The 21578-nt window shown below is 32.1% G+C and carries 31 protein-coding genes and 1 pseudogene; 29 read left to right on the top strand and 3 right to left on the bottom strand.

Annotated features, from left to right (window positions below; genetic code table 11):
* The first annotated feature begins 1 nt into the window (after position 1).
* The 29 genes from rplC (at position 2) to map (ending at position 17968) form a co-directional block, all read left to right on the top strand.
* Positions 2-577 carry a 50S ribosomal protein L3 gene (gene rplC, locus ACOTVC_RS04265; protein WP_012660811.1) on the top strand — a complete coding sequence of 192 codons (576 nt, stop codon included), beginning with the start codon at positions 2-4 and terminating at the stop codon, positions 575-577.
* Positions 574-1188: a 50S ribosomal protein L4 gene (rplD, locus tag ACOTVC_RS04260; protein WP_421627789.1), complete on the top strand. Its 615-nt coding sequence runs from the start codon at positions 574-576 to the stop codon at positions 1186-1188. Before rplC ends, rplD begins: the two co-directional genes overlap by 4 nt.
* A gap of 1 nt (position 1189) precedes the next feature.
* The gene (locus ACOTVC_RS04255; protein ID WP_039617139.1) at positions 1190-1471 is read left to right on the top strand and encodes a 50S ribosomal protein L23; all 282 of its coding nucleotides are present in this window, start codon (positions 1190-1192) and stop codon (positions 1469-1471) included.
* A gap of 1 nt (position 1472) precedes the next feature.
* Complete coding sequence (gene rplB / locus ACOTVC_RS04250; RefSeq protein WP_039617141.1) at positions 1473-2303, top strand: 50S ribosomal protein L2; 831 nt, start codon at positions 1473-1475, stop codon at positions 2301-2303.
* Position 2304: 1 nt separating this feature from the next.
* Positions 2305-2586: a 30S ribosomal protein S19 gene (rpsS, locus tag ACOTVC_RS04245; RefSeq protein ID WP_039617142.1), complete on the top strand. Its 282-nt coding sequence runs from the start codon at positions 2305-2307 to the stop codon at positions 2584-2586.
* A gap of 9 nt (positions 2587-2595) precedes the next feature.
* A complete protein-coding gene (rplV, locus tag ACOTVC_RS04240) occupies positions 2596-2970 on the top strand; it encodes a 50S ribosomal protein L22 (RefSeq protein WP_039640497.1) in 375 nt (124 codons plus the stop codon).
* Position 2971: 1 nt separating this feature from the next.
* On the top strand, positions 2972-3673 hold the full coding sequence (gene rpsC / locus ACOTVC_RS04235) for a 30S ribosomal protein S3 (RefSeq protein WP_039617145.1): 702 nt from the start codon (positions 2972-2974) through the stop codon (positions 3671-3673).
* A gap of 2 nt (positions 3674-3675) precedes the next feature.
* The gene (gene rplP / locus ACOTVC_RS04230; RefSeq protein ID WP_012660818.1) at positions 3676-4101 is read left to right on the top strand and encodes a 50S ribosomal protein L16; all 426 of its coding nucleotides are present in this window, start codon (positions 3676-3678) and stop codon (positions 4099-4101) included.
* Positions 4088-4273 carry a 50S ribosomal protein L29 gene (rpmC, locus tag ACOTVC_RS04225; RefSeq protein ID WP_012660819.1) on the top strand — a complete coding sequence of 62 codons (186 nt, stop codon included), beginning with the start codon at positions 4088-4090 and terminating at the stop codon, positions 4271-4273. Before rplP ends, rpmC begins: the two co-directional genes overlap by 14 nt.
* Positions 4274-4282: 9 nt before the next feature.
* Entirely contained in the window at positions 4283-4534 is a 252-nt protein-coding gene (rpsQ, locus tag ACOTVC_RS04220) for a 30S ribosomal protein S17 (RefSeq protein ID WP_039617148.1), read from the top strand.
* Entirely contained in the window at positions 4534-4902 is a 369-nt protein-coding gene (gene rplN, locus ACOTVC_RS04215) for a 50S ribosomal protein L14 (RefSeq protein WP_214115226.1), read from the top strand. The genes rpsQ and rplN overlap by 1 nt, the downstream gene beginning before the upstream one ends.
* A complete protein-coding gene (gene rplX / locus ACOTVC_RS04210) occupies positions 4902-5129 on the top strand; it encodes a 50S ribosomal protein L24 (protein ID WP_012660822.1) in 228 nt (75 codons plus the stop codon). The genes rplN and rplX overlap by 1 nt, the downstream gene beginning before the upstream one ends.
* Position 5130: 1 nt before the next feature.
* Positions 5131-5676 (top strand): 50S ribosomal protein L5, encoded by a 546-nt coding sequence (gene rplE / locus ACOTVC_RS04205; protein WP_039617150.1) that lies wholly within the window; start codon positions 5131-5133, stop codon positions 5674-5676.
* A gap of 1 nt (position 5677) precedes the next feature.
* Positions 5678-5863 (top strand): type Z 30S ribosomal protein S14, encoded by a 186-nt coding sequence (locus tag ACOTVC_RS04200; protein WP_012660824.1) that lies wholly within the window; start codon positions 5678-5680, stop codon positions 5861-5863.
* Positions 5864-5875: 12 nt separating this feature from the next.
* Positions 5876-6271 carry a 30S ribosomal protein S8 gene (gene rpsH / locus ACOTVC_RS04195; protein WP_039617152.1) on the top strand — a complete coding sequence of 132 codons (396 nt, stop codon included), beginning with the start codon at positions 5876-5878 and terminating at the stop codon, positions 6269-6271.
* Positions 6272-6349: 78 nt separating this feature from the next.
* A complete protein-coding gene (gene rplF / locus ACOTVC_RS04190; protein ID WP_039617154.1) occupies positions 6350-6886 on the top strand; it encodes a 50S ribosomal protein L6 in 537 nt (178 codons plus the stop codon).
* A gap of 9 nt (positions 6887-6895) precedes the next feature.
* Positions 6896-7252 carry a 50S ribosomal protein L18 gene (gene rplR, locus ACOTVC_RS04185; RefSeq protein WP_039640503.1) on the top strand — a complete coding sequence of 119 codons (357 nt, stop codon included), beginning with the start codon at positions 6896-6898 and terminating at the stop codon, positions 7250-7252.
* 16 nt (positions 7253-7268) lie between these two features.
* Entirely contained in the window at positions 7269-7712 is a 444-nt protein-coding gene (rpsE, locus tag ACOTVC_RS04180; RefSeq protein ID WP_039617161.1) for a 30S ribosomal protein S5, read from the top strand.
* A 3-nt stretch (positions 7713-7715) separates the two neighbouring features.
* A complete protein-coding gene (gene rplO, locus ACOTVC_RS04175) occupies positions 7716-8108 on the top strand; it encodes a 50S ribosomal protein L15 (protein WP_039617163.1) in 393 nt (130 codons plus the stop codon).
* A complete protein-coding gene (gene secY / locus ACOTVC_RS04170) occupies positions 8108-9370 on the top strand; it encodes a preprotein translocase subunit SecY (protein ID WP_039640506.1) in 1263 nt (420 codons plus the stop codon). The genes rplO and secY overlap by 1 nt, the downstream gene beginning before the upstream one ends.
* A gap of 40 nt (positions 9371-9410) precedes the next feature.
* On the top strand, positions 9411-10151 hold the full coding sequence (murI, locus tag ACOTVC_RS04165) for a glutamate racemase (protein ID WP_421627781.1): 741 nt from the start codon (positions 9411-9413) through the stop codon (positions 10149-10151).
* A 115-nt stretch (positions 10152-10266) separates the two neighbouring features.
* Positions 10267-11298, top strand: a complete 1032-nt coding sequence (locus ACOTVC_RS04160) for a type II asparaginase (RefSeq protein ID WP_257905909.1) — start codon at positions 10267-10269, stop codon at positions 11296-11298.
* 83 nt (positions 11299-11381) lie between these two features.
* Positions 11382-12029 (top strand): ferritin family protein, encoded by a 648-nt coding sequence (locus ACOTVC_RS04155; protein ID WP_214116239.1) that lies wholly within the window; start codon positions 11382-11384, stop codon positions 12027-12029.
* A 54-nt stretch (positions 12030-12083) separates the two neighbouring features.
* On the top strand, positions 12084-12578 hold the full coding sequence (locus tag ACOTVC_RS04150; protein WP_087690916.1) for a DNA-deoxyinosine glycosylase: 495 nt from the start codon (positions 12084-12086) through the stop codon (positions 12576-12578).
* On the top strand, positions 12556-13107 hold the full coding sequence (locus ACOTVC_RS04145; protein ID WP_214099305.1) for a ribonuclease HII: 552 nt from the start codon (positions 12556-12558) through the stop codon (positions 13105-13107). The genes ACOTVC_RS04150 and ACOTVC_RS04145 overlap by 23 nt, the downstream gene beginning before the upstream one ends.
* A gap of 225 nt (positions 13108-13332) precedes the next feature.
* On the top strand, positions 13333-14361 hold the full coding sequence (locus tag ACOTVC_RS04140; protein WP_257929687.1) for a tRNA-dihydrouridine synthase: 1029 nt from the start codon (positions 13333-13335) through the stop codon (positions 14359-14361).
* A gap of 99 nt (positions 14362-14460) precedes the next feature.
* A complete protein-coding gene (locus tag ACOTVC_RS04135; protein ID WP_250323634.1) occupies positions 14461-15744 on the top strand; it encodes an aromatic amino acid transport family protein in 1284 nt (427 codons plus the stop codon).
* Between the two features lie 11 nt (positions 15745-15755).
* Positions 15756-17123 (top strand): L-serine ammonia-lyase, encoded by a 1368-nt coding sequence (locus ACOTVC_RS04130; RefSeq protein WP_214099308.1) that lies wholly within the window; start codon positions 15756-15758, stop codon positions 17121-17123.
* Between the two features lie 89 nt (positions 17124-17212).
* Positions 17213-17968 carry a type I methionyl aminopeptidase gene (map, locus tag ACOTVC_RS04125; RefSeq protein WP_214099309.1) on the top strand — a complete coding sequence of 252 codons (756 nt, stop codon included), beginning with the start codon at positions 17213-17215 and terminating at the stop codon, positions 17966-17968.
* A gap of 16 nt (positions 17969-17984) precedes the next feature.
* On the opposite strand, the gene ACOTVC_RS04120 is transcribed toward map, so the two are convergent.
* From ACOTVC_RS04120 to ACOTVC_RS04110, 3 genes and pseudogenes are all read right to left on the bottom strand, one after another.
* A complete protein-coding gene (locus ACOTVC_RS04120) occupies positions 17985-18611 on the bottom strand; it encodes a methyl-accepting chemotaxis protein (RefSeq protein ID WP_373274182.1) in 627 nt (208 codons plus the stop codon).
* A 501-nt stretch (positions 18612-19112) separates the two neighbouring features.
* Positions 19113-19787 (bottom strand): annotated as a pseudogene (locus ACOTVC_RS04115) (DAHL domain-containing protein); the annotation flags it as partial.
* Positions 19771-20694, bottom strand: a complete 924-nt coding sequence (locus ACOTVC_RS04110) for a cytochrome-c peroxidase (protein ID WP_080749668.1) — start codon at positions 20692-20694, stop codon at positions 19771-19773. The pseudogene ACOTVC_RS04115 and the gene ACOTVC_RS04110, both read right to left, overlap by 17 nt.
* Positions 20695-21578: the final 884 nt, after the last annotated feature.

Genomic DNA, 21578 nt, shown 5'->3' with positions numbered 1-21578 from the left:
TATGGAATACATTGTAGAAAAAATTGGTATGAGTAGAACAATCAGCACACCAAGCATTCCTGTAACCTTACTTAAACTTGTTCAAACTAAAGTATGTGAAGTAGAAAATGGAAAAGCTTTGGTTGCTTATGTAAAAGGCAAAGCAAATAATAAATGCATTGCAGGTCAGCAAAAAAAATACAATCTTTCAGCTGAATATAATAGATTTGCTTCTTTAGAAGTAGCAAACACAGAAGCAGGTGATATTGATCTTAATCCTTTAAAAGAAGCTTCTATCTTAAAAGTAAGCTTTAATTCTAAAGGTAGAGGTTATAGTGGGGTTGTTAAAAGACACGGATTTGCCGGAGGTCCTGCAAGTCACGGTTCAAGATTCCACAGACGTCACGGATCAATCGGTAACCGCGAATGGCCAGGTCGTGTTCAACCAGGTATGAAAATGGCAGGTCATTATGGTAATGTAAAAGTTACTGTTAAAAATGAAGTAGTTTCATTTGATGAAGAAAATGGCATCTTAGTAGTAAAAGGTGCGGTACCAGGATTTAATGGTGCTATGGGTAAAATAAGGATTGCAAAATGAGTAAAGTAACTGTTTTAAATGATAAATTTGAAAAAGCTAGTGAACTCGATCTTCCAGCAAAATATGCAGAAGTTAATCCTCACAACCTTTATCTATATGTAAAATCTTATCTTTCTAGCCTTAGAGCAAACACAGCTCATACTAAAGGTAGAAGCGATGTAAGCGGTGGTGGTAAAAAACCATGGAGACAAAAAGGTCGTGGTGGTGCAAGAGCAGGTTCAACAAGAACGAATGTTTGGGTTGGTGGTGCTGTGGCATTTGGTCCTACAAACAATCGTAACTATTTCCAAAAAGTTAATAAAAAACAAAAACGCTTAGCGCTTGAAAGAGCATTGGCTGATAAAGCACAAAACAATGCATTATTCTCAGTAGATAGTTTAAGCATTGAAAGCGGTAAAACAAAAGATGCAAATGCAGTTATTAAAAAGCTTGGTTTAAAAGATGCTTTAATTGTAAAAGATTTACTAGATGAAAAAACACTTCTTGCTTTTAGAAACTTAGCAAATTGCTATGTGGTTGATATTAGCGAAGTAAATGCTTATTTAGTATCTGTATTTAATGCTGTTATCATTGAAAAAGCAGCGCTTGAATCTATCGTAAAAGAGGGTTAAAATGGCAGATATTACTGATATAAAAACAATACTTTACACTGAAAAAAGCTTAAACCTTCAAGAGCAAGGTGTTGTAGTTATTCAAACTTCTCCAAAGATGACTAAAAATGGTCTAAAAGAAGTTTTAAGAGAATATTTTGGTGTAACTCCAGTAAGAATTAATTCTTTAAAAATGGATGGAAAAGTAAAGCGTTTTAGAGGTCGCGAAGGTCAAAGAAATAGCTTTAAAAAATTCTATGTTAAGCTACCAGAAGGTGTGAGCTTAGAAAGTTCGGAGGCATAAGATGGCAATTAAAACTTATAAACCATATACTCCAAGTAGAAGATACATCACAGGTGTAAGCTCTGATGATATCACAGCAAAAGCTAGTGTGCGTTCATTACTTGTAAAACTTCCAGCTCATGCAGGTCGTAACAATAATGGTAGAATCACAAGCCGTCATAAAGAAGCAGGTGCTAAAAAACTTTACAGAATTATAGATTTTAAAAGAAGAAAATTTGGTATTGAAGGTAAAGTTGAAGCAATCGAGTACGATCCATATAGAAATTGTCGTATTGCATTAATCTCTTATAGAGATGGTGAAAAAAGATACATCTTGCAACCAAAAGGTTTAAGTGTTGGTGATGTTGTTTGTGCTGCTGAAAGCGGACTTGACATTAAACCAGGTAATGCAATGAAATTAAGAAACATCCCAGTGGGTACTATCGTACACAATATCGAGTTAAAGCCAGGTAAAGGCGGTCAAATGATCCGTTCAGCAGGTGCTTATGCTCAATTAATGGGTAAAGAAGAAAAATACGTTATCTTAAGACTTGCAAGCGGTGAAATGAGACAAGTTTTAGCTGAATGTATGGCAAGTATCGGTGAAGTTGGTAATGAAGAATGGTCAAACGTGACTATTGGTAAAGCTGGTAGAAATCGCCATAGAGGTATTCGTCCTCAAACAAGAGGTTCTGCGATGAACCCAGTTGATCACCCGCACGGTGGGGGTGAAGGTAAGAAAAATTCAGGCCGTCATCCAGTTACTCCATGGGGTAAACCAACTAAAGGTGCTAAAACTCGCCGTAAAAAAGCTAGCGATAAGCTAATAATTTCAAGAAGAAAAGGAAAGTAAGATGGCTAGGTCACTAAAAAAAGGTCCTTTTGTTGATGACCATGTAATGAAAAAAGTCATCGCTGCTAAAAAAGCTAACGATGGTAAGCCAATTAAAACTTGGTCAAGACGCAGCACTATTATACCTGATATGATAGGTTTAACTTTTAATGTTCATAATGGAAAAAGCTTTATTCCAGTATATGTTACTGAAAATCATATCGGTTACAAATTAGGTGAATTTGCACCTACTAGAACATTTAAGGGTCACAAAGGCTCTGTTCAGAAAAAAATAGGTAAGTAAGGGAGATTTATGAGTAGAGCGTTAATTAAATTCATAAGATTATCTCCAACTAAAGCGAGATTGATTGCTAGAGAAGTTCAAGGTATGAATGCAGAGCTTGCATTAGCTAGTTTGAAATTTATGCCAAATAAAGGTGCTAAATTTATAGCAAATGCTATTTCAAGTGCTGTAGCAAATGGCGGATTTGAAGCAAATGAAGTTGTTGTTTCAAGTTGTCGTGTTGATGCTGGTGCGGTTTTAAAAAGATTTAGACCAAGAGCTAGAGGAAGTGCTAGTCGTATTAGAAAGCCAACTTCACACATTTTGGTAGAAGTTAGTAAAGTAGAAGCAAATGCTGAAAAAACTACAAAAGCTAAAAAAGCATCAGTGAAAAAGGAAAGCTAATATGGGACAAAAAGTAAATCCGATTGGTTTAAGACTAGGAATTAATAGAAATTGGGAATCAAGATGGTTTCCTACAAAAGCTAATTTAGCAGAAAATATTGGTGAAGATTATAAAATCAGAACTTTCTTAAAAAGAAAACTTTATTATGCAGGAATTAGCCAAATTCTTGTAGAAAGAACAGCGAAAAAATTAAGAGTAACTGTTGTAGCTGCAAGACCAGGGATTATTATTGGTAAAAAAGGTAGTGATGTTGATATTTTAAGAAAAGAACTTCAAGATTTAATCAAAAAAGAAGTTAATATTAACATCAAAGAAGAAAGAAAAGCGGGTGCTTCAGCTCAGCTTGCAGCTGAAAGTGTTGCTACTCAACTTGAAAAAAGAATTGCTTTTAGAAGAGCAATGAAAAAAGTAATTCAAGGAGCGCAAAAAGCAGGTGCTAAAGGGATTAAAGTTTCAGTTTCAGGCCGTTTGGGTGGTGCTGAAATGGCAAGAACTGAATGGTATCTAGAAGGTCGTGTTCCACTTCACACTTTAAGAGCAAAAATCGATTATGGTTTTGCAGAAGCGCACACTACTTATGGAAACATAGGTATTAAAGTATGGATCTTTAAAGGTGAAGTTTTACAAAAGGGTGTTCAACCTGAAAAAACCGAAGAAAACGCTCCAGCTAAAAAAACTAGAAGAGCAAGAAGAGGTAAATAATCATGTTAATGCCAAAAAGAACAAAATATCGTAAAATGATGAAAGGGCGTAACAGAGGTTATGCCAACAGAGGGACTGAATTTACTTTTGGTGATTTTGCCCTAAAAGCAACTGAAGCTGGCCGTATCAATTCACGTCAAATCGAAGCAGCTCGTATTGCTTTAACTCGTTTTGTAAAAAGACAAGGTAAAACTTGGATTAGAGTTTTCCCAGATAAACCTTTAACTAAAAAACCTTTAGAAACTCGTATGGGTAAAGGTAAAGGTGCAGTTGAGGAATGGGTAATGAACATTAAACCAGGTCGTATTATTTATGAAATGGCAGGGGTTAATGAAGAAATGGCAAGACAAGCTTTAACTTTAGCGATGCACAAATTGCCATTTAAAACTAAGTTTGTTACAAGAGAGAGCCAAAATGAAATATACTGAGATTAAAGATAAAACAGCAGGTGAGCTTGCAACAATGCTAAAAGAAAAAAAGGTGCTTTTATTTACTTTAAGACAAAAGCTAAAAACAATGCAGCTAACTAATCCTAAAGAGATTAGCGAAGTTAAAAAAGACATCGCTAGAATCAATACTGCAATTAGCGCTTTAAAATAAGGATAGAAAATGGCATTTAAAAGAGAAATTCAAGGCGTTGTTGTTCAAATTGCTGGAGATAAAACAGCAACAATTTTGGTTGAAAGAAAAGTGGTTCACCCAAAATACAGAAAAATCGTAAAACGCTTTAAAAAATATTTAATTCATGATGAAAGAAATGAACTTAAAGTGGGAAATACTGTGGTTGCTATTGAATGTAGACCACTTTCTAAGAGAAAATCATTTCGCTTAAAAACTATAGTATCAGCAGGAGTTGAGTAATGATTCAAAGTTTTACTAGGCTTGCAGTTGCTGATAATAGCGGTGCAAAAGAATTAATGTGTATTAAGGTTTTAGGTGGTAGTAAAAGAAGATACGCTACTGTTGGTGATGTAATCGTTGCATCTGTAAAAAAAGCTCTACCAAATGGTAAAGTTAAAAAAGGTCAAGTGGTAAAAGCAGTTATCGTTAGAACTAAAAAAGAAATTCATAGAGATAATGGTTCTTTAATTCGTTTTGATGAAAATGCGGCAGTTATTCTTGATGCTAAAAAAGAGCCTATCGGAACGCGTATTTTTGGACCAGTAGGTCGTGAAGTAAGATATGGTGGCTTTATGAAAATTGTTTCACTAGCACCGGAGGTGTTGTAATGAAATTAAAAATTAAAAAGAATGATATGGTAAAAGTTATCGCAGGCGATGACAAAGGTAAAACAGGTAAAGTTTTAGCAGTATTTCCTAAAACAAATAAAGTAATTGTTGAGGGTTGTAAAATCGCTAAAAAAGCTGTTAAGCCAAGTGATAAAAATCCAAATGGCGGTTTTATCAATAAAGAAATGCCAATGGATATTTCAAATGTAGCAAAGGCAGGAGAATAAGATGATGAGATTGAAAGAAAAATATGATCAAAATATCAAACCTGCTTTAGTAAAAGAATTTGATATTAAAAATCCTATGCTTATTCCTTTTATTGAAAAAGTTGTAATCAGTGTAGGTGCTGGGGAATTAGCAAAAGATCAAAAAGTATTACAAAATGTTGCGGATACTATTTCATTGATTGCTGGACAAAAAGCAGTTATCACAAAAGCTAAAAAATCAGTTGCTGGTTTTAAAGTGAGAGAAGGCTTCCCAGTAGGTGTAATGGTAACATTAAGAAAAGACAATATGTATGCTTTCTTAGATAAGCTTATTACTATAGCTCTTCCTCGTGTTAAAGACTTTAGAGGTCTTCCAAGAGATGGTTTTGATGGAAGAGGAAACTATAACTTTGGTTTAGATGAGCAGTTAATGTTCCCAGAAGTTGAATATGATAAAATCTTAAGAACTCATGGTATGAACATTTCTATCGTTACAACAGCAAAATCAGATAAAGAGGCACAAAAATTATTAGAATTATTTGGCGTGCCATTTGCAAAAGGAAAGTAATATGGCTAAAAAATCAATGATTGCAAAAGCTGCCCGCAAACCTAAATTTAGCGTTAGAGGGTATACTAGATGCCAAATTTGTGGAAGACCACATTCAGTTTATAGAGATTTTGGAATTTGTAGAGTTTGCTTAAGAAAAATGGCAAATGAAGGTTTAATTCCTGGTCTTAAAAAAGCAAGTTGGTAAGAGGAAAGAACCATGATAAATGATTTAATTTCAGATTCACTAACAAGAATTAGAAATGCAGGGATGAGAAGATTAGAAACTACTCAGCTTTTGCATTCTAAAGTTATCGAAGCTTTACTTGGAATTTTCCAAGCTAAAGGCTATATTGAAAGCTTTAATGTTATTGAAGAGGATAAAAAGAAATTCATCAATGTAGTTTTAAAATACGATGAAAAAGGTAAAAGTGTAATTAACGAAGTTAAGCGTATTTCTAAACCTGGTCGTCGTGTTTATAAAGGTAAAGATGAGATCAAAAGATTTAAAAACGGTTATGGTACTATCGTAGTAAGCACTTCAAAAGGTGTTTTAGCTAACGACGAAGCTTACAAAGCAGGCGTTGGTGGCGAAGTTTTATGTACTATTTGGTAAGAGTTTCTACTTTTTATGGTATTCGGTATCCATTCTTATAAAGTAGTCATATCGTAGACAAGTAAAAAGGAAAAATGAATGTCTCGTATAGGTAAACAACCAGTTGCTATTCCAAGTGGAGTAGAAGTAAAATTAGAAGGTAACTTGCTAAAATTCAAAAAAGGAAATTTAGCAAAAGAGCTTGATACAAAAGCAAATGTTAATGTTGAGATTAAAGAAGGACAAATTCTTTTCTCTCCTAAAGGTGAAGATAGACAAAGTAGAGCTTATTGGGGAACTTATAGAGCTTTAGCTCAAAACATCATCATCGGTTTAACTGATGGTTTTAGCAAAACTTTAGAAATCAACGGTGTTGGTTATAAAGCTGCGTTAAAAGGTAAAGTTCTTGAACTTGCTTTAGGTTTTTCTCATCCTATCAACTATGCTATTCCAGAAGGCATAGAAATTACTGTTGATAAAAACAATGTTATTATCAAAGGTAGTGATAAACAAGTGGTAGGTCAAGTTGCTGCTCAAATTCGTGAATTTAGACCACCTGAGCCTTACAAAGGAAAAGGTGTTAAATATTCAGATGAGCGTATTATCCGCAAAGCTGGTAAAACATCTAAGAAGTAAGGATAGAATATGAGAGCAAATGTATTAAAAAGAAAAATATCTTTAAGAATAAAAAGAAAAAAAAGAATTAGAGCAAAAATTTCAGGAACACAAGCTCTTCCAAGAGTTTCTGTTTTTAAATCAAACAGAACTTTATATATCCAAGCTATCGATGATGTTAAAGCAGTAACTTTAGCAGCAGTTGATGGAAGAAAACTTGGCGTTAAAGCAAACAAAGAAGGTGCTAAAAAAATAGCAGCTGAATTTGCAAAAGTTTTAAAAGCTAAAAACATAGAAGAAGCAGTGTTTGATAGAAATGGTTATTTATACCATGGTGTGATTGCAGCATTAGCTGAAGCACTAAGAGAAAACGGAATCAAACTATAACCCAAAAGGAAGATCGATGGAAAAATATAATAGAGAAGAATTTGAAGAAGTAATCGTCGATATCGGCAGGGTTACTAAGGTTGTTAAAGGTGGTAGAAGATTTAGATTTACTGCTTTAGTTATCGTTGGAAATAGAAAAGGTTTAGTTGGTGTAGGTTATGGAAAAGCTAAAGAAGTTCCAGATGCTATAAGAAAAGCAGTTGATGATGCTTTTAAAAACATTGTTGAAGTTAAAACAAAAGGTTCAACTATCCCTCATGATGTAGAGGTAAAATACAACGCAAGTAGAATTTTACTTAAACCAGCAAGCGAAGGTACAGGAGTTATTGCAGGTGGTTCAACACGTCCTATCGTGGAACTTGCAGGTATTAAAGACATTCTAACAAAGTCTTTAGGTTCAAACAATTCAGCAAATGTTGTGCGTGCTACTATCAAAGCACTTACAATGCTTAAAGGATAATCAATGAATTTAACAAAAGCACCAGGTTCAACACATAAAACCAAAAGAATAGGCCGTGGTCAAGGTAGTGGTATGGGTAAAACTTCTACTAAAGGTGGAAAAGGCCAAACTGCTAGAAAAGGTTATAACGAAAAAAGAGGTTTTGAAGGGGGTCAACAACCACTTCAAAGACGCTTACCAAAAGTAGGTTTTACTTCTAAATTTGAAAAACCTTATGTGATTAATGTTGAAAAAATCACAGCGATCAAAGAGCTTAGCGAAATTACATTTGAAACAATCAATAGCATTCATAAGCTTTCAAAAAATGTAAACAAAGTTAAGCTTATTGGAGCAAGCGCTAAAGATCTTGCTAGTAAAATCAAAGATGAGAAGATCACTTTTAGCGGACAAAAATAATGAATAAAACATTGACAAATAAAATTCTCATAACATTAGCTTTTTTATTCGCTTATAGAATACTAGCTTATGTTCCAGTTCCGGGGGTTAATGTCAGTGTTATCAAGGAATTTTTTGATTCTAATGCATCTAATGCATTAGGCTTGTTTAATATGTTTAGTGGAGGTGCTGCTGAAAGACTTAGCATCATCTCTCTAGGCATTATGCCTTATATTACTGCTTCGATTATTATGGAGCTTTTAGCGGCAACTTTTCCTAATATAGGAAAAATGAAAAAAGAACGCGATGGTATGCAAAAATATATGCAAATTATCCGTTATGCTACTATAGCTATCACTTTGATACAAAGTATAGGCGTTTCTATAGGATTACAAAGTCTTCATGGAAAAGCAGGTCAATCAGCCATTATGATTGATATGAATACTTTTATCGCGCTTTCTGCTGTTTCTATGCTTGCAGGTACCATGCTTTTGATGTGGATAGGTGAGCAAATCACTCAACGCGGTATAGGAAATGGTATTTCTTTAATCATTTTTGGTGGTATTGTTTCTACAATTCCAGGTGCAATTAGTGGAACAGTAAATTTGGTAAATACAGGTGAGATGAATTTCTTGACTATCATTGCCATTTTAGTTGTAATTTTACTTACTATTTGGGCTATTATAGTAGTAGAACTTGGAGAAAGAAGAATTCCTATTTCTTACTCAAGAAAAGTAATCATGCAAAATCAAAACAAACGCATTGTGAACTATATACCTATTAAGATCAACTTAAGTGGTGTTATTCCTCCTATTTTTGCAAGTGCGATTTTGATGTTTCCAAGTACTATTTTGCAAACAAGTACAAATGAATATGTGTTAAAAATTTATGACTTTTTAAATCCAAACGGATTTTTCTTTCATTTTTTAACATTCTTACTTGTTATTTTCTTTGCGTATTTTTATGCATCAATTGTATTTAATGCAAAAGATATAGCTGAAAATCTTAAAAGACAAGGTGGTTTCATACCAGGTATTAGACCAGGTGAAGGAACTGCAAATTATCTTAATGAAGTAGCATCTAGACTTACATTATCAGGTTCTATTTATTTAGGGCTTGTAGCTACGTTACCATGGCTTATTGTGAAGTTGTTTGGTGTACCTTTTTATTTTGGTGGGACTTCTGTTTTGATTGTAGTTCAAGTAGCGCTTGATACGATGAGAAAAATTGAAGCTCAAATTTATATGAATAAATACCAAACTTTAAGTGCAGTAGGCTTATAAGAAAGTAGATTTTCTACTTTCTTCTCTTTTAAGGATTTTGATGAGACTAGGTGTTTTTGATAGCGGTGTAGGTGGGCTTAGTGTTTTAAAATCTTTACTCCAAGCAAAACTTTTTAAAGAATATATCTACTATGGGGATACTGCAAGAGTGCCTTATGGGGTTAAAGATAAAGAAATCATCATTAAATTTTCCCTAGAAGCTTTAGAATTTTTCAAAGAAAAAAAAGTCGATATGCTTATTATTGCGTGCAATACAGTTAGTGCGCATGCTTTAGAAATTCTAAAAGCAAATGCACCATTTCCGGTTCTTGGGGTTATAGAAGCAGGGGTTTTAGCGGTTAAAAACTCTTTAGAAGATAAAAACTCCAATATATTAGTCATTGCAACACAAGCTACTGTGGATTCTCACGCTTATAAGCAAGCTTTAATTAAAGAAGGTTTTTTAAAAGTGGAAGAAAAAGCAACTGGGCTTTTTGTGCCTATGGTAGAAGAAGGGATTTTTCAAGGAGATTTTTTAAAGGCTGCTTTTGAGTATTATTTTAATAAACTCAAATTTCATCCTAATGCTCTGATTTTAGCATGCACACATTTTCCTTTGATCGCTCATTCTTTGGAAGAGTATTTTGGTAAAAATACAAAACTTATTCATTCGGGTGAAGCTATAGCTTTGCAATTACAGCAAGAATTTAATTTAACATCAATCCAAGAAGAAGCATGTATTAAATTTTTTGCTTCAAGTGATATAGAAAAACTAAAAAAAATTGCAAATTTATGGCTTTAAGTTAGAATTTATTTACTAAAAATATTTATATATTAATAATTTATTTTTATTTAAACATAGTTGCATTATAATCTTTATCATTTCTGATGAAAGGACTAATATGAAAAAAATGTTAATGTGTGCAGCTATGGCACTAAGTTTAGGAGCAGGAATTTTGGAAGCAAAACCAAAAGTTGCAATTTTAGCTACAGGCGGAACTATTGCTGGTTCGATTGATAGTTCAGTGGCTACTACAGGTTATACAGCCGGAGTTTTGGGGGTTGATACTTTAATTAAAGCAGTGCCTCAAATTCAAGATTTAGCAGTAATTAGTGGAGATCAAATTGCTAATATTGATAGCAAAGATATGTCAAATGAAATTTGGTTAAAACTTGCTAAAGAAGTTAATAGACTTTTAAAATCTGATGTAGATGGGGTTGTAATTACCCATGGCACTGATACTATGGAAGAAACTGCATATTTCCTAAATTTAACTGTAAAAAGCGATAAACCTGTTGTTTTAGTTGGTGCAATGCGCCCATCAACTGCAATTAGTGCAGATGGTCCTAAAAATCTTTATAATGCTGTGGCTTTAGCAGCTAACCCTGAAGCAAAAAACAAAGGTGTAATGGTGGCTATGAATGATAGAATTCAAAGCGCTAGAGGTGTTATGAAAACTCATAGTTTAAATGTAAATGCATTTAGCTCGCCAGATATGGGCGATATGGGTTACATAGTAGATGGAAAAGTATTTTTCTATAATACTAATACAAAATTACACACCAAAAAATCTCCATTTGATGTTAGCAAGTTAAAAGAATTACCAAAAGTAGATATTCTTTATAGTTATGCAAATGATGGTAGTGGTGTTGCAGCAAAAGCTTTGTTTGAAAATGGAACTAAAGGTATAGTTGTAGCTGGAACAGGTGCCGGTAGTATTCATGATTATCAAAAAGATGTGTTGAAAGAATTGCTTAAAAAAGGTCTTAATGTAGCGGTAAGCTCACGTGTAGTAGCTGGTAGAGTTGCAGTAAGTGATGCTGATGCAAAACTTGGTTTCATTGATACAGGCGATATGAGTCCTCAAAAAGCTAGAGTATTATTAATGCTTGCTCTAACTAAAACAAGCGATCCTAAGAAAATTCAAGAATATTTCTTAAAATACTAAAACCTTTAACACCCAAATGCTACAATAACATTTGGGTGAGTTTTTCAATCAAAATCTTACTTAATTAATCACAAGGATATTAAATGAAACAATATGAAAGTTATAAATGCCAAAAATGTGGCAATGAAGTAGAAGTACAAAATGTAGGTGGTGGAAAGCTTAGCTGCTGTGGTCAAGAAATGGAGTGTGTTACTAAAGATCTAACAGCTGTAAATTTAATGAAAGCTTTTGCGGGTGAGTCTATGGCAAGAAATAAATATGATTTATTTGCAGATATTGCTCAAGAAGAAGGTTGGCATGCTATTGCAAAACATTTTAGAGAAGCTGCAGAAAATGAAAAATGGCACGCAAGAGCTGAGTTTAAAGCTTATCATGAATTAGTAGATGGTAAAGCTTTAGAAGAAACTGCTAAAAATTTAATCTGCGCAGCAGAAGGTGAAAACTATGAGCATACTACTATGTATCCAAATTTTGCAAAAATCGCAGAAGATGAGGGTAAAAGAAATATAGCAAGATTATTTACAGCTATTGGTAAAGTAGAAATTGAGCATGAAAGAGAATATCTAGCGCTTAAAAAAATGCTTGAAGAAGAAGATTTCTTTAATTCAGAAGTAGAAGAATTATGGGTTTGTGAAGTTTGTGGGCATATACACCGTGGTAAAAAAGCACCAAATGCCTGTCCTTTATGTAAAGCTCCAAAAGAATACTTTAAACGCGAATTTTTAGGATAATTTTAAAAACCTTGATAAAAATGATAAAATATTTTATTTTTATCAAGGTCTAATATGCAAATTCTAATTCATCCTTTTGAACCTTTTTTTGATGAAAACTCAAAAGTTTTGATACTAGGTTCTTTTCCATCTATTAAATCAAGAGAAGAAAATTTTTATTATCAACATAGCAAAAATCGTTTTTGGCGTATTTTTGAAATATTATTTAAGTGTGAGTTAAAAACAGTGCAAGATCAAAAAGTTTTTTTAAAAGCAAATCATATAGCACTTTGGGATGTTATAGCAAGTTGTAAGATAAAAAATTCAGATGATAAAACTATTTCTTATGCTAAAGCAAATGATATAAATATTATTTTAGATAAGGCAAATATAGAAAAAATTTGTGTATTAGGTAAAGTTGCAAGTAAATATTTTAGCAAATTTTATCCTGAGCAAGAATTTTTTGAACTTCCTTCAAGCTCTCCTGCTAATATGAATTATTCTTTAGAAAATTTAGTAGAAAAATATAGCATTATAAAGGAAAATAATGGCTTTAGTTGGAGTAGATGAGGCTGGGCGTGGGGCTTTAGCTGGAGATATGCATATAGGAGCTTGCAAGCTTTTAAAAAATATTGATGGTTTGGCTGATTCTAAAAAATTAAGTGCAAAAAAAAGAGAAAAGTTATATGAGCAAATTCTTTATCATTCAAATTTTTTGATTCTTGCTTTTTCACCTTTACAAATTGATACTTTAGGGCTTAGTCAGTGTTTGCAACTGGCTTTAAAAATCATTAAAAAACATTTTGGTGAAGATGAGATTTTATATGATGGAAATTTAAATTATGGGGTTTTGGGTATTAAAACCATGATTAAAGCTGATATGAAAGTGCAAGAGGTTTCAGCAGCTAGTATTTTAGCCAAGGTAAGTCGTGATCAAAAAATGTATTATTTTTCTAAATTATATAATAATTATGACTTTGATAGACACAAAGGTTATGGCACAAAAGCTCATATAGAAAAGATTAAAGCATTTGGTTATTCGCCCTTGCACCGTAAAAGCTTTATGTTAAAGTGTTTTGAGAAAAGCTTATTTGATTAAATTGTGTGTTTTTTACACTTTTTATTTTGAATTTTACTTTCTTTTAAAAATAATAGAATGTTTTAATATTTGAAATATTATTATTAAGATAAAAAAATATATTTAAAAAATATTTTTTTAATAATTATTTATTAAAAATAATAATATTAGTTAAAATTGCTATATGTTTTAAGAAAAATTAATTTTTTTCTATTATAGTAATATAAAAACATTTCAAGGGGTATTATGTCTTTACTTTTAAGCGAGCTAAAGATTGGAAAATTTTATGTAAAAAATCGCATTGTAATGCCCCCTATGGATATGTATGAAACACAAGTTTTAGATGGTAAGATTAATCAATTTCACTTGATACATTATGGAGCTAGAGCTTTGGGTGGTGTTGGGCTTATCATAGTGCAAACTTGTGCGATCAATGAAAATGCAAAAATTGCTGATAATGATATAGGTCTTTGGGGAGATTTTCAAATTCAAGGACACAAAGAGCTTGTTGAGCTTTGCCATCATTTTGGTGCTAAAATTGCCATTCAGTTAAATCACAGTGGCCGTAAAAACTCGTGTAAAGATGCCATATCAAAAGCTCCAAGTAATATAGCTTTTAGTGAAAAATTTTCCAAACTTCATGTTTTAAGTAAAGATGAAATTTTACAAATAGAGCAAGAATTTATTCAAAGTGCCAAAAGAGCCAAGGAAGCAGGTTATGATGCAGTAGAGCTTCATAGTGCTCATGGGTATTTGCTTAGTTCGTTTTTATCACCTTTATCAAATCAAAGAGATGATGAATATGGTGACGGTTTTGAAAATAGAATACGTCTTTTGTGTAATATTATTAAGCGTATAAAAAAAGAAGTTGATATTGCTTTATTTGTAAGAATTTCAGCCACAGAATGGCAAGAGGGTGGTTGGAGTTTAGAAGATAGCAAAAAACTTGCCTTGATTTTAGAAAAATTAGGGATTGATATGCTGGATGTTTCAGCAGGAGGAAATATCAATAAACCTTCTTTAATGCCAAATATAGCACCACTTTACCAAGCTCCTTATGCTAAAGCCTTAAAAGAAGTTGTTAAAATTCCTGTATCTTGTGTGGGTCTTATAAATAGCGCTAGTGAAGGTGAGGCTTTGCTTTTGGGTGAGGTGTGTGATTTGGTTTGTTATGGTAGGAAATTACTAAGAAATCCAAATTTTGCTAATGAAGTCGCAGTTGCTTTAAATGAAAGAGAAAAAATTATGCCAAATTATACTAGAGCATATTTGTAAAATAATAAAAAAAGTTTTTTAGGTAAAAGCTTTTTTTATTATTTTTTACAAGGAGAAAATGTGGATAATCTTAAGTGGAATTCTTTTGATACGCGTTGGATGCTTTCTCTTTTTGGGACTGCAGTTGGTGCGGGGATTTTATTTTTACCTATTAAGGCAGGTGTTGGTGGTTTTTGGCCAGTTGTTGTAATGGCTTTGATTATTTTCCCAATGGTATATTTAAGTCATAGGGCTTTAAGTCGTTTTGTGTGCCAAGCAAATGGTAATGATAAAGACATTACTCATGCGGCTGAAGAGTATTTTGGTAGAAAAGTAAGTATTTTTATTTCTGTGCTTTATTTCTTTGCAATTTTTCCAATTTGTTTAGCATATTGTGTAGGTATAACTAACACTTTTGAGAGTTTTATTTATAATCAATTCTTGCCACTTTTAGATCCAAATGGCTCTTTTGCAAATGCAATTAGCGCTATGTATCAAACAAGTGTTAATGAGCAAGGAAAAACTATAGTTAATTTACTTCCTTTTTATAGAGCGCTTTTTGCTTTTGTTTTAGTAAGTATTTTTATGCTTATTATGCTTTTTAGTGAAGAATTAATCACTAAAGTATGTGAATGGCTTGTGTATCCTTTATGTGCTATTTTATTTTTATTTTCTTTATATCTTATCCCACAATGGTCGTTTGAAAGTTTTAGCGCTATTCCTGGGACAAAAGAATTTATCACTATAGTATGGCTAACTTTACCAGTTTTAGTATTTTCATTTAATCACTCACCAGCGATTTCTACTTTTTCTTTAAGTGTAAAAAGAGAATATCCTGAAAATTCGGTACAAAAAGCAAATCAAGTATTGTTTAGAACTTCTGTAATGTTGCTTGTCTTTGTTATGTTTTTTGTGGTATCTTGCGTGCTTTCTTTAACTCCTGCAGAACTTGCTGAAGCTAGAGCGCAAAACATACCTGTGCTTTCTTATTTTGCTAATAAGCTTGACAATCCATTTATTTCTTATGGTGGTCCATTAATCGCATTTTTAGCAATTTCTAGTTCTTTCTTTGGACATTATTTTGGTGCTAGAGAGGGTGCTTATGGTATAGTTAGAAAATGTTGTAAATTGGCAGGCAATGAAAACCCTGATTTGAAAAAAATAGCAGTTTACTCAACCTTAGTAATGTATATAATTATGTTGATTACTGCTTATGTAAATCCAAGTATTTTAGGTTTTATTGAAAGCTTAGGCGGTCCAATTATTGCTGCGATTTTATTTTTAATGCCTATGATTGCAATTTATACTGTTTCTAAAATGAAAAAATTCCAAAACAAAGCTTTGGATGCATTTGTATTTATCACAGGTGTTTTGACAATCATTACTGTAATTTATACTTTTTAAGGTGCTAGTGAATGAGTAGTAATTTAAGTATATTTAAAGTCGGTGTTGGTCCTTCATCTTCTCACACTTTAGGGCCAATGCTAGCGGGTAATATGTTTTGTGAAAAAATCAAAGATAAAATCACGCAAATTACAAAAATTCAAATCAGACTTTATGGTTCTTTATCGCTTACTGGTAAAGGCCATTTAAGTGATAAGGCTATTATATGGGGCTTGAGTGGCTTAAGGGCAAAAGAACTCAATGCTGCTTTGCAAGATCGTGTGTTTAATAAAATTTTACAAGATAAAATTTTGGTTTTAAATGCTCAAAAAGAGTTAAATTTTGATTATGATAAAGATTTGATTTTTGAAAAAGACTTTTTACCTTTGCATGAAAATGGGTTAAGAGTAAGTGCTTATGATGAAAACGGAGAAATCATTGCTGAAGAAATTTATTATTCAGTGGGCGGTGGTTTTGTTATGAGTGAAGCTGAGCTTCAAAAACATAAAGATGGGGTTTGTGAGCAAAAACATACTAAATTAGAACTTGATATTAACAACGCAAGCGATGCTTTAAGAATTTGCGAAGAAAAATCATGGGATCTAGCAAAACTTTCTTATGAATATGAGCTTCAATTTCACACTAAAGAAGAAATTAGAGCTTATTGTTTAGAAATTTGGGAAGTGATGCAAGAAGTTTATTATAATGGTATTCACCCAAACTCAGATTTCCTTCCAGGAAATTTACACTTAAAACGCCGTGCTAAAGGGCTTAATGAGCGTTTGGCTATGACAAGTGATCCTTTGGGGATTATTGATTTTATTTCTTTATATGCTATTGCTATTGCAGAGGAAAATGCAAGTGGAGCTAGAGTGGTAACTGCTCCAACTAATGGAGCATGTGCTGTTGTGCCTGCTGTAATGCTTTATCTTAAAAACCATACGGTTGGTTTTAATGATGAAAAGGCTATTAATTTTTTACTTACTGCTATGTTAATAGGCTCTTTTTATAAGAAAAATGCAAGCATAAGTGGTGCTGAAGCTGGCTGTCAAGCTGAAATTGGTAGTGCAAGTTCTATGGCAGCAGGAGCTATGGCTACTGTGATGGGTTTTGATGCAAAGATAGCTTGTAATGCTGCTGAAATTGCAATGGAGCATCATTTGGGGCTAACTTGTGATCCAGTAAGTGGTTTAGTGCAAATTCCTTGCATAGAAAGAAATGCCTTTGGAGCAATCAAAGCTATTTCGGCTGCTAGAATGGCAATGAGTAGAAAATCAACTCCAAAAGTAAGTCTTGATGAGGTCATAAAAACTATGTATGAAACCGGCAAGGATATGAACTCAAAATACAAAGAAACTTCTTTAGGTGGCTTAGCTACCAATCTTACAAGTGTATGTTAAAACCTTAAGTTTTAGAACTTAAGGTTTTTCCTTAAAGCTTTTAAAAGCGCATAAATGCTAAATTTTTAAAAATTTTAAGGAAAATGTAAATGATAGAAATCAAAAAACCAGCAGAGATAGAAAAACTACGTAAAGCAAATGAGCTTGTAGCTAGAACGCTTGATTATCTAGAGGGTATTATAGTTCCAGGTATGAGTTTAAAAGAAATTGATATTAAAGCGGAAGAATTTATACTTGATCATGGTGCAAAACCATCTTTTAAAGGTTTGTATGGTTTTCCAGGCAGTATTTGCATCTCGCTTAATCAAGCTTGTATTCATGGTGTGGGTGATGAGCGTATTTTAAAAGAAGGTGATATTTTAGGTCTTGACGTGGGTACTTGTATAGATGGATATTATGGAGATGCAGCAAGGACTATACCTATAGGTAAAATTTCAGCTACCGATGAAGCATTAATTGCTTGTGCTAAAGATGCTTTGTATTATGCTATAGATATTATCAAAGAGGGTATGCGCTTTAAAGAGCTTTCTTGTGAGCTTGGTGAGTTTATCGCCAAAAGAGGTTTTGTGCCTTTGAAAGGTTATTGTGGTCATGGTATAGGCAAAAAGCCACACTGTGAGCCTGAAATTCCAAATTATTTAGAACCAGGTGCTAGTGCAAAAAGTGGCCCTAAAATAAAAAATGGCATGGTATTTTGCATAGAGCCTATGGTATGTCAAAAAGATGGTACACCGGTGCATTTAAAAGGTAATTGGGAAGCAGGAAGCAAAGATGGTTTAAATGCAGCCCATTATGAGCATTGTGTTGCTATTATAAATGGTAAGGCGGATATTTTATCTAAGTAAGAAAGTTTAATCTTTCTTACTCGAATGTTTTTAATTTTTCTGAAAGTTTGGAAGCATTTTCTAAAACATCTTGTGAAATTTGTGTTAAATCAAGGGAATAATTTTTAACACAATTTGCAAGCTCAGTTACTTTTTCTATATTTTGTTCTAGTTCATTCATTTTAGCTTTTGATTCATCGCTTTTTTCTTCCATGATTTTAGTAGAATGGATACTTGTTTTTAATTTTTCTATAGAAATTCCAACCTCGCCTTGCAAGATATTAGCTTTATTAGAAGTATCATTCATAGACTGATGAATTCCATCCATCAAGCTTTTATTGTCATTGATTTGTTGTACTATAGTTCTTACGGTTGTTTCTATGGCAACTAAAGATTTTGTAGTTTTATCTGCTAGATTTCTAACTTCATCTGCAACAACAGCAAAGCCACGTCCATGTTCGCCTGCACGTGCTGCTTCAATAGCTGCATTTAGTGCAAGTAAGTTGGTTTGATCAGCTATATCTTTTATGGTTGTAGTAACTTCTACTATGCTATCAGCACTTTGCACTAGCATATCCATAGCACTTAAGACACTTTGTTCTTTTTCGCCACTTAATAATATAAGCTCTACTAATTCTTTAAGCGTTGTTTCAACTTCTCCCATCACTTCTTGCATATCATACATATCTTTTATGGTATTTTTAGCTAGGTTTTGAGTTAAGTCTATATGGCTTTCTAAAACAGAACTTATCTCGTACACATTAGAAATTTGTTCATGTTGTAAAAGCGAGCTTTGCTGTAAAACTTCAGCATTTTGAGAAAGTTTTTGTGAGCTTTTGTGGCTTGAATTTGCAGTTTGTATAGCTTCTAAAACTGAATTTTGTACTATTTGTATAAAAGAGTTTATATAACCAGCGCTTGTAGCTAATTCACTTTTTTTGTCAATATCTAATCTTGCACTTAAATTTGCATGTTCACCTGCCAAATTTGCACTTAATTTTTCTAGTAAAGAAATAGGTATAATTACTTTTTTTAATGTCAGCAATATAAAAAACACCAATACAGCTAAAATAAATAAGAAAATTCCTATAGCGGTGTAAAGATTATATTTGTTGTTAAGATTAATTTCTTGGGCAATTAAATTTTTATGAGTAATGATTTCTTTTTGTAGTTCTTGGTCAAGAAAACTTTGAGAATTATCTTTTAAAACTTTTATTTGACTTAGTATCATTTTACAATGCGTGGTAAAAAGCCCAAATAAATCTTGTGGTAGTTGCGAACCTTTTGTATTTAAATTTGCTACTAAATTTTGGAGACGATTTTGCGCTAAAGGCTCTAGTATATCCATAGTTCCTATAATGCTTAATATATCTCCTGTGTAATCTATTTGTTTGGCTTCTTGAGTATTGAGTGCTATTTGATTTGTTTGCTTGATGATTTCTTGTTGAATTTCATAAAGATAAAGTTTTGAATTTATAGCAATAGAATTAGCTGATTTAAAATGTTGTAATTGAGTGTTTTTTTTCTCAAAAATTGTTTGTATTTTTTTGATGTCTATTTTATTAGATTGCAGGATTGCTAAAGTGTTTTCAAATTCTTGCACTAAAGCAACACTAGTATCATAGTTTTGCAAGTTGAGTTTATTTTTAAAAATCTCATCTATTTTGGTATCTAGAATTTCTAATTTTTGAAATGAACCCATGATGAGTGAATTTCTTTTTGTAGTGTTATAGGTATTAAAAATAAACAAAGTCAAAGTTAAAAGCAATATCAAAACCACTACAGATAAAGTAATAAATTGCTTTAAAAAAGAAAAAGATTTTTTATTTGAGTGGATCATGGTATTCCCCTGTTAAAGAATTTAAAAATGCAACTATATCATCAACTACATCTTGTTCTAAAAATTTACCAAGTTGATAATATGCCATAAATTGTACACAAGCATCAAGAGTTGGCATAGAGCCATCGTGAAAATAAGGAGCAGTTTTAGCTATATTTCTAAGACTTGGGACTTTTACTACAAATTGATCGTGGGGATCTTGAGTGATTTCATAGCGCCCTTTCCAGTTTGTTCCATTATCATAAGGCACAAATACCCCCATTTTTTGATACATATTGCCACCTATATTTTGCCCTTGATGACATGCTATGCAACCATTTGATAGAAAGGCGTTATAGCCTCTTTTTGCTTGCTCGCTTATAGCATTTTTATCGCCCTTTAAGTAGCGATCAAAAGGTGAATTTGGAGTGAGTAAGGTTTTTTGAAATTCAGCTAAGGCATGTGTTATGTTATCAAAGGTTATTTCCCCATAAAGTCTTTTAAATTCTTTTTCATAAGCTTCATTAGCTTTTACTATTTGTACAACTTCTTCGGTATCTTTTAAACCCATTTCCTTTGGATTTAGTAAAGGATGTTTAGCTTGATCTTGCAAGTCTTTTGCATTGCCTCTCCAAAATTGTGCTAGATTGAAAACAGCATTAAAATTTGTAGGTGTGTGAAACGGTTCATCTATTATACCATTGACACCTATTGAAAAGGTTTTATTGTCTGTTCCAAAATTTGTGATATCATGACAGCTATTGCAAGATACTTTTTTATCTTTGGATAAACTTGTATCCATATAAAGTTTTTTTCCTAAAATAGCTTTTTCTTTATTATAAGGTATGCTTTCTGGTAAGGGTGTGATCATTTCAAGTGCTAAAAGTGGCAGTAAAGAAAATATTAAAATAATAAAAATTTTCATTATCATTTTCCTTTTTCTAAAATTTTTTTTAATTATAACATTAAAGTCTTAATCTTTATATAAGTAAGCAAGATAATCAGAAGTGTTATTAGATGATAAAAATATAAATAGAAATTTCATCATATAAAAAAGTATTTTTAGATTTTATAGTTAATAGAATGTAATGCGAATATAATTTAAGGTGGAAAGTCATATGTTGTATTACTTAGAAAAAGAAATTCCGTAAAATAGATATTTCATTTAAAATTTTACACATTAAAATAGCCAAGGTATTAATACCACCAAAAACATGTAATTAAAGTAAAGTATATATTTAAAAATATAAAATTTTGTATCATAGAAATAAAAATAAAGAAGTATGAAAAGCTAAATTTTATTACAAATATGTTAAACAAAATTTATTAACCCAAATTCTAGTAAGAAATGTTTTAAAGGATAAACATTTCAGATATAAAATTTGGTATAGACAAAATAAGTATGGTTAAACAATCTGTAAAATCTATGTAAAAACATAGAAATGATGATGTCTAAATAAATATTTTTTCTTTAAAGTGTTTTTAAGGAAATTTTATAAATCATTTTATTGAAAATAGGTGTGTCTTCTAGAAATATTTGTTTAAGATATTATAGAAATAATAATAAAATCCTGCTTATAGCAAACGAAATAAACATATTCATAATTAATTCTTGATTAAAAAGCATTAATTACTAATACAAGAAATACATCCTAAAAGAATTCCAAAAGCAATAGAAGTGTTTAGTGCTGATATAAAGGCTATCTTTTTCATCGAGTATGTGTTTTTATGCAAATATACAAGCACCTATAAACTCTTTATCTAGGGATGTGTTTTTAAAATACTTGAAAAATTTCTTAAAATATTTTTTAG

The sequence above is a fragment of the Campylobacter sp. GB48 genome (genome assembly GCF_049221845.1).
In the GTDB taxonomy this organism is placed as follows: domain Bacteria; phylum Campylobacterota; class Campylobacteria; order Campylobacterales; family Campylobacteraceae; genus Campylobacter_D; species Campylobacter_D lari_C.
The sequence above is the reverse complement of the archived record's forward strand: the minus strand, read 5'-3'. Positions and strand labels throughout refer to the sequence as shown.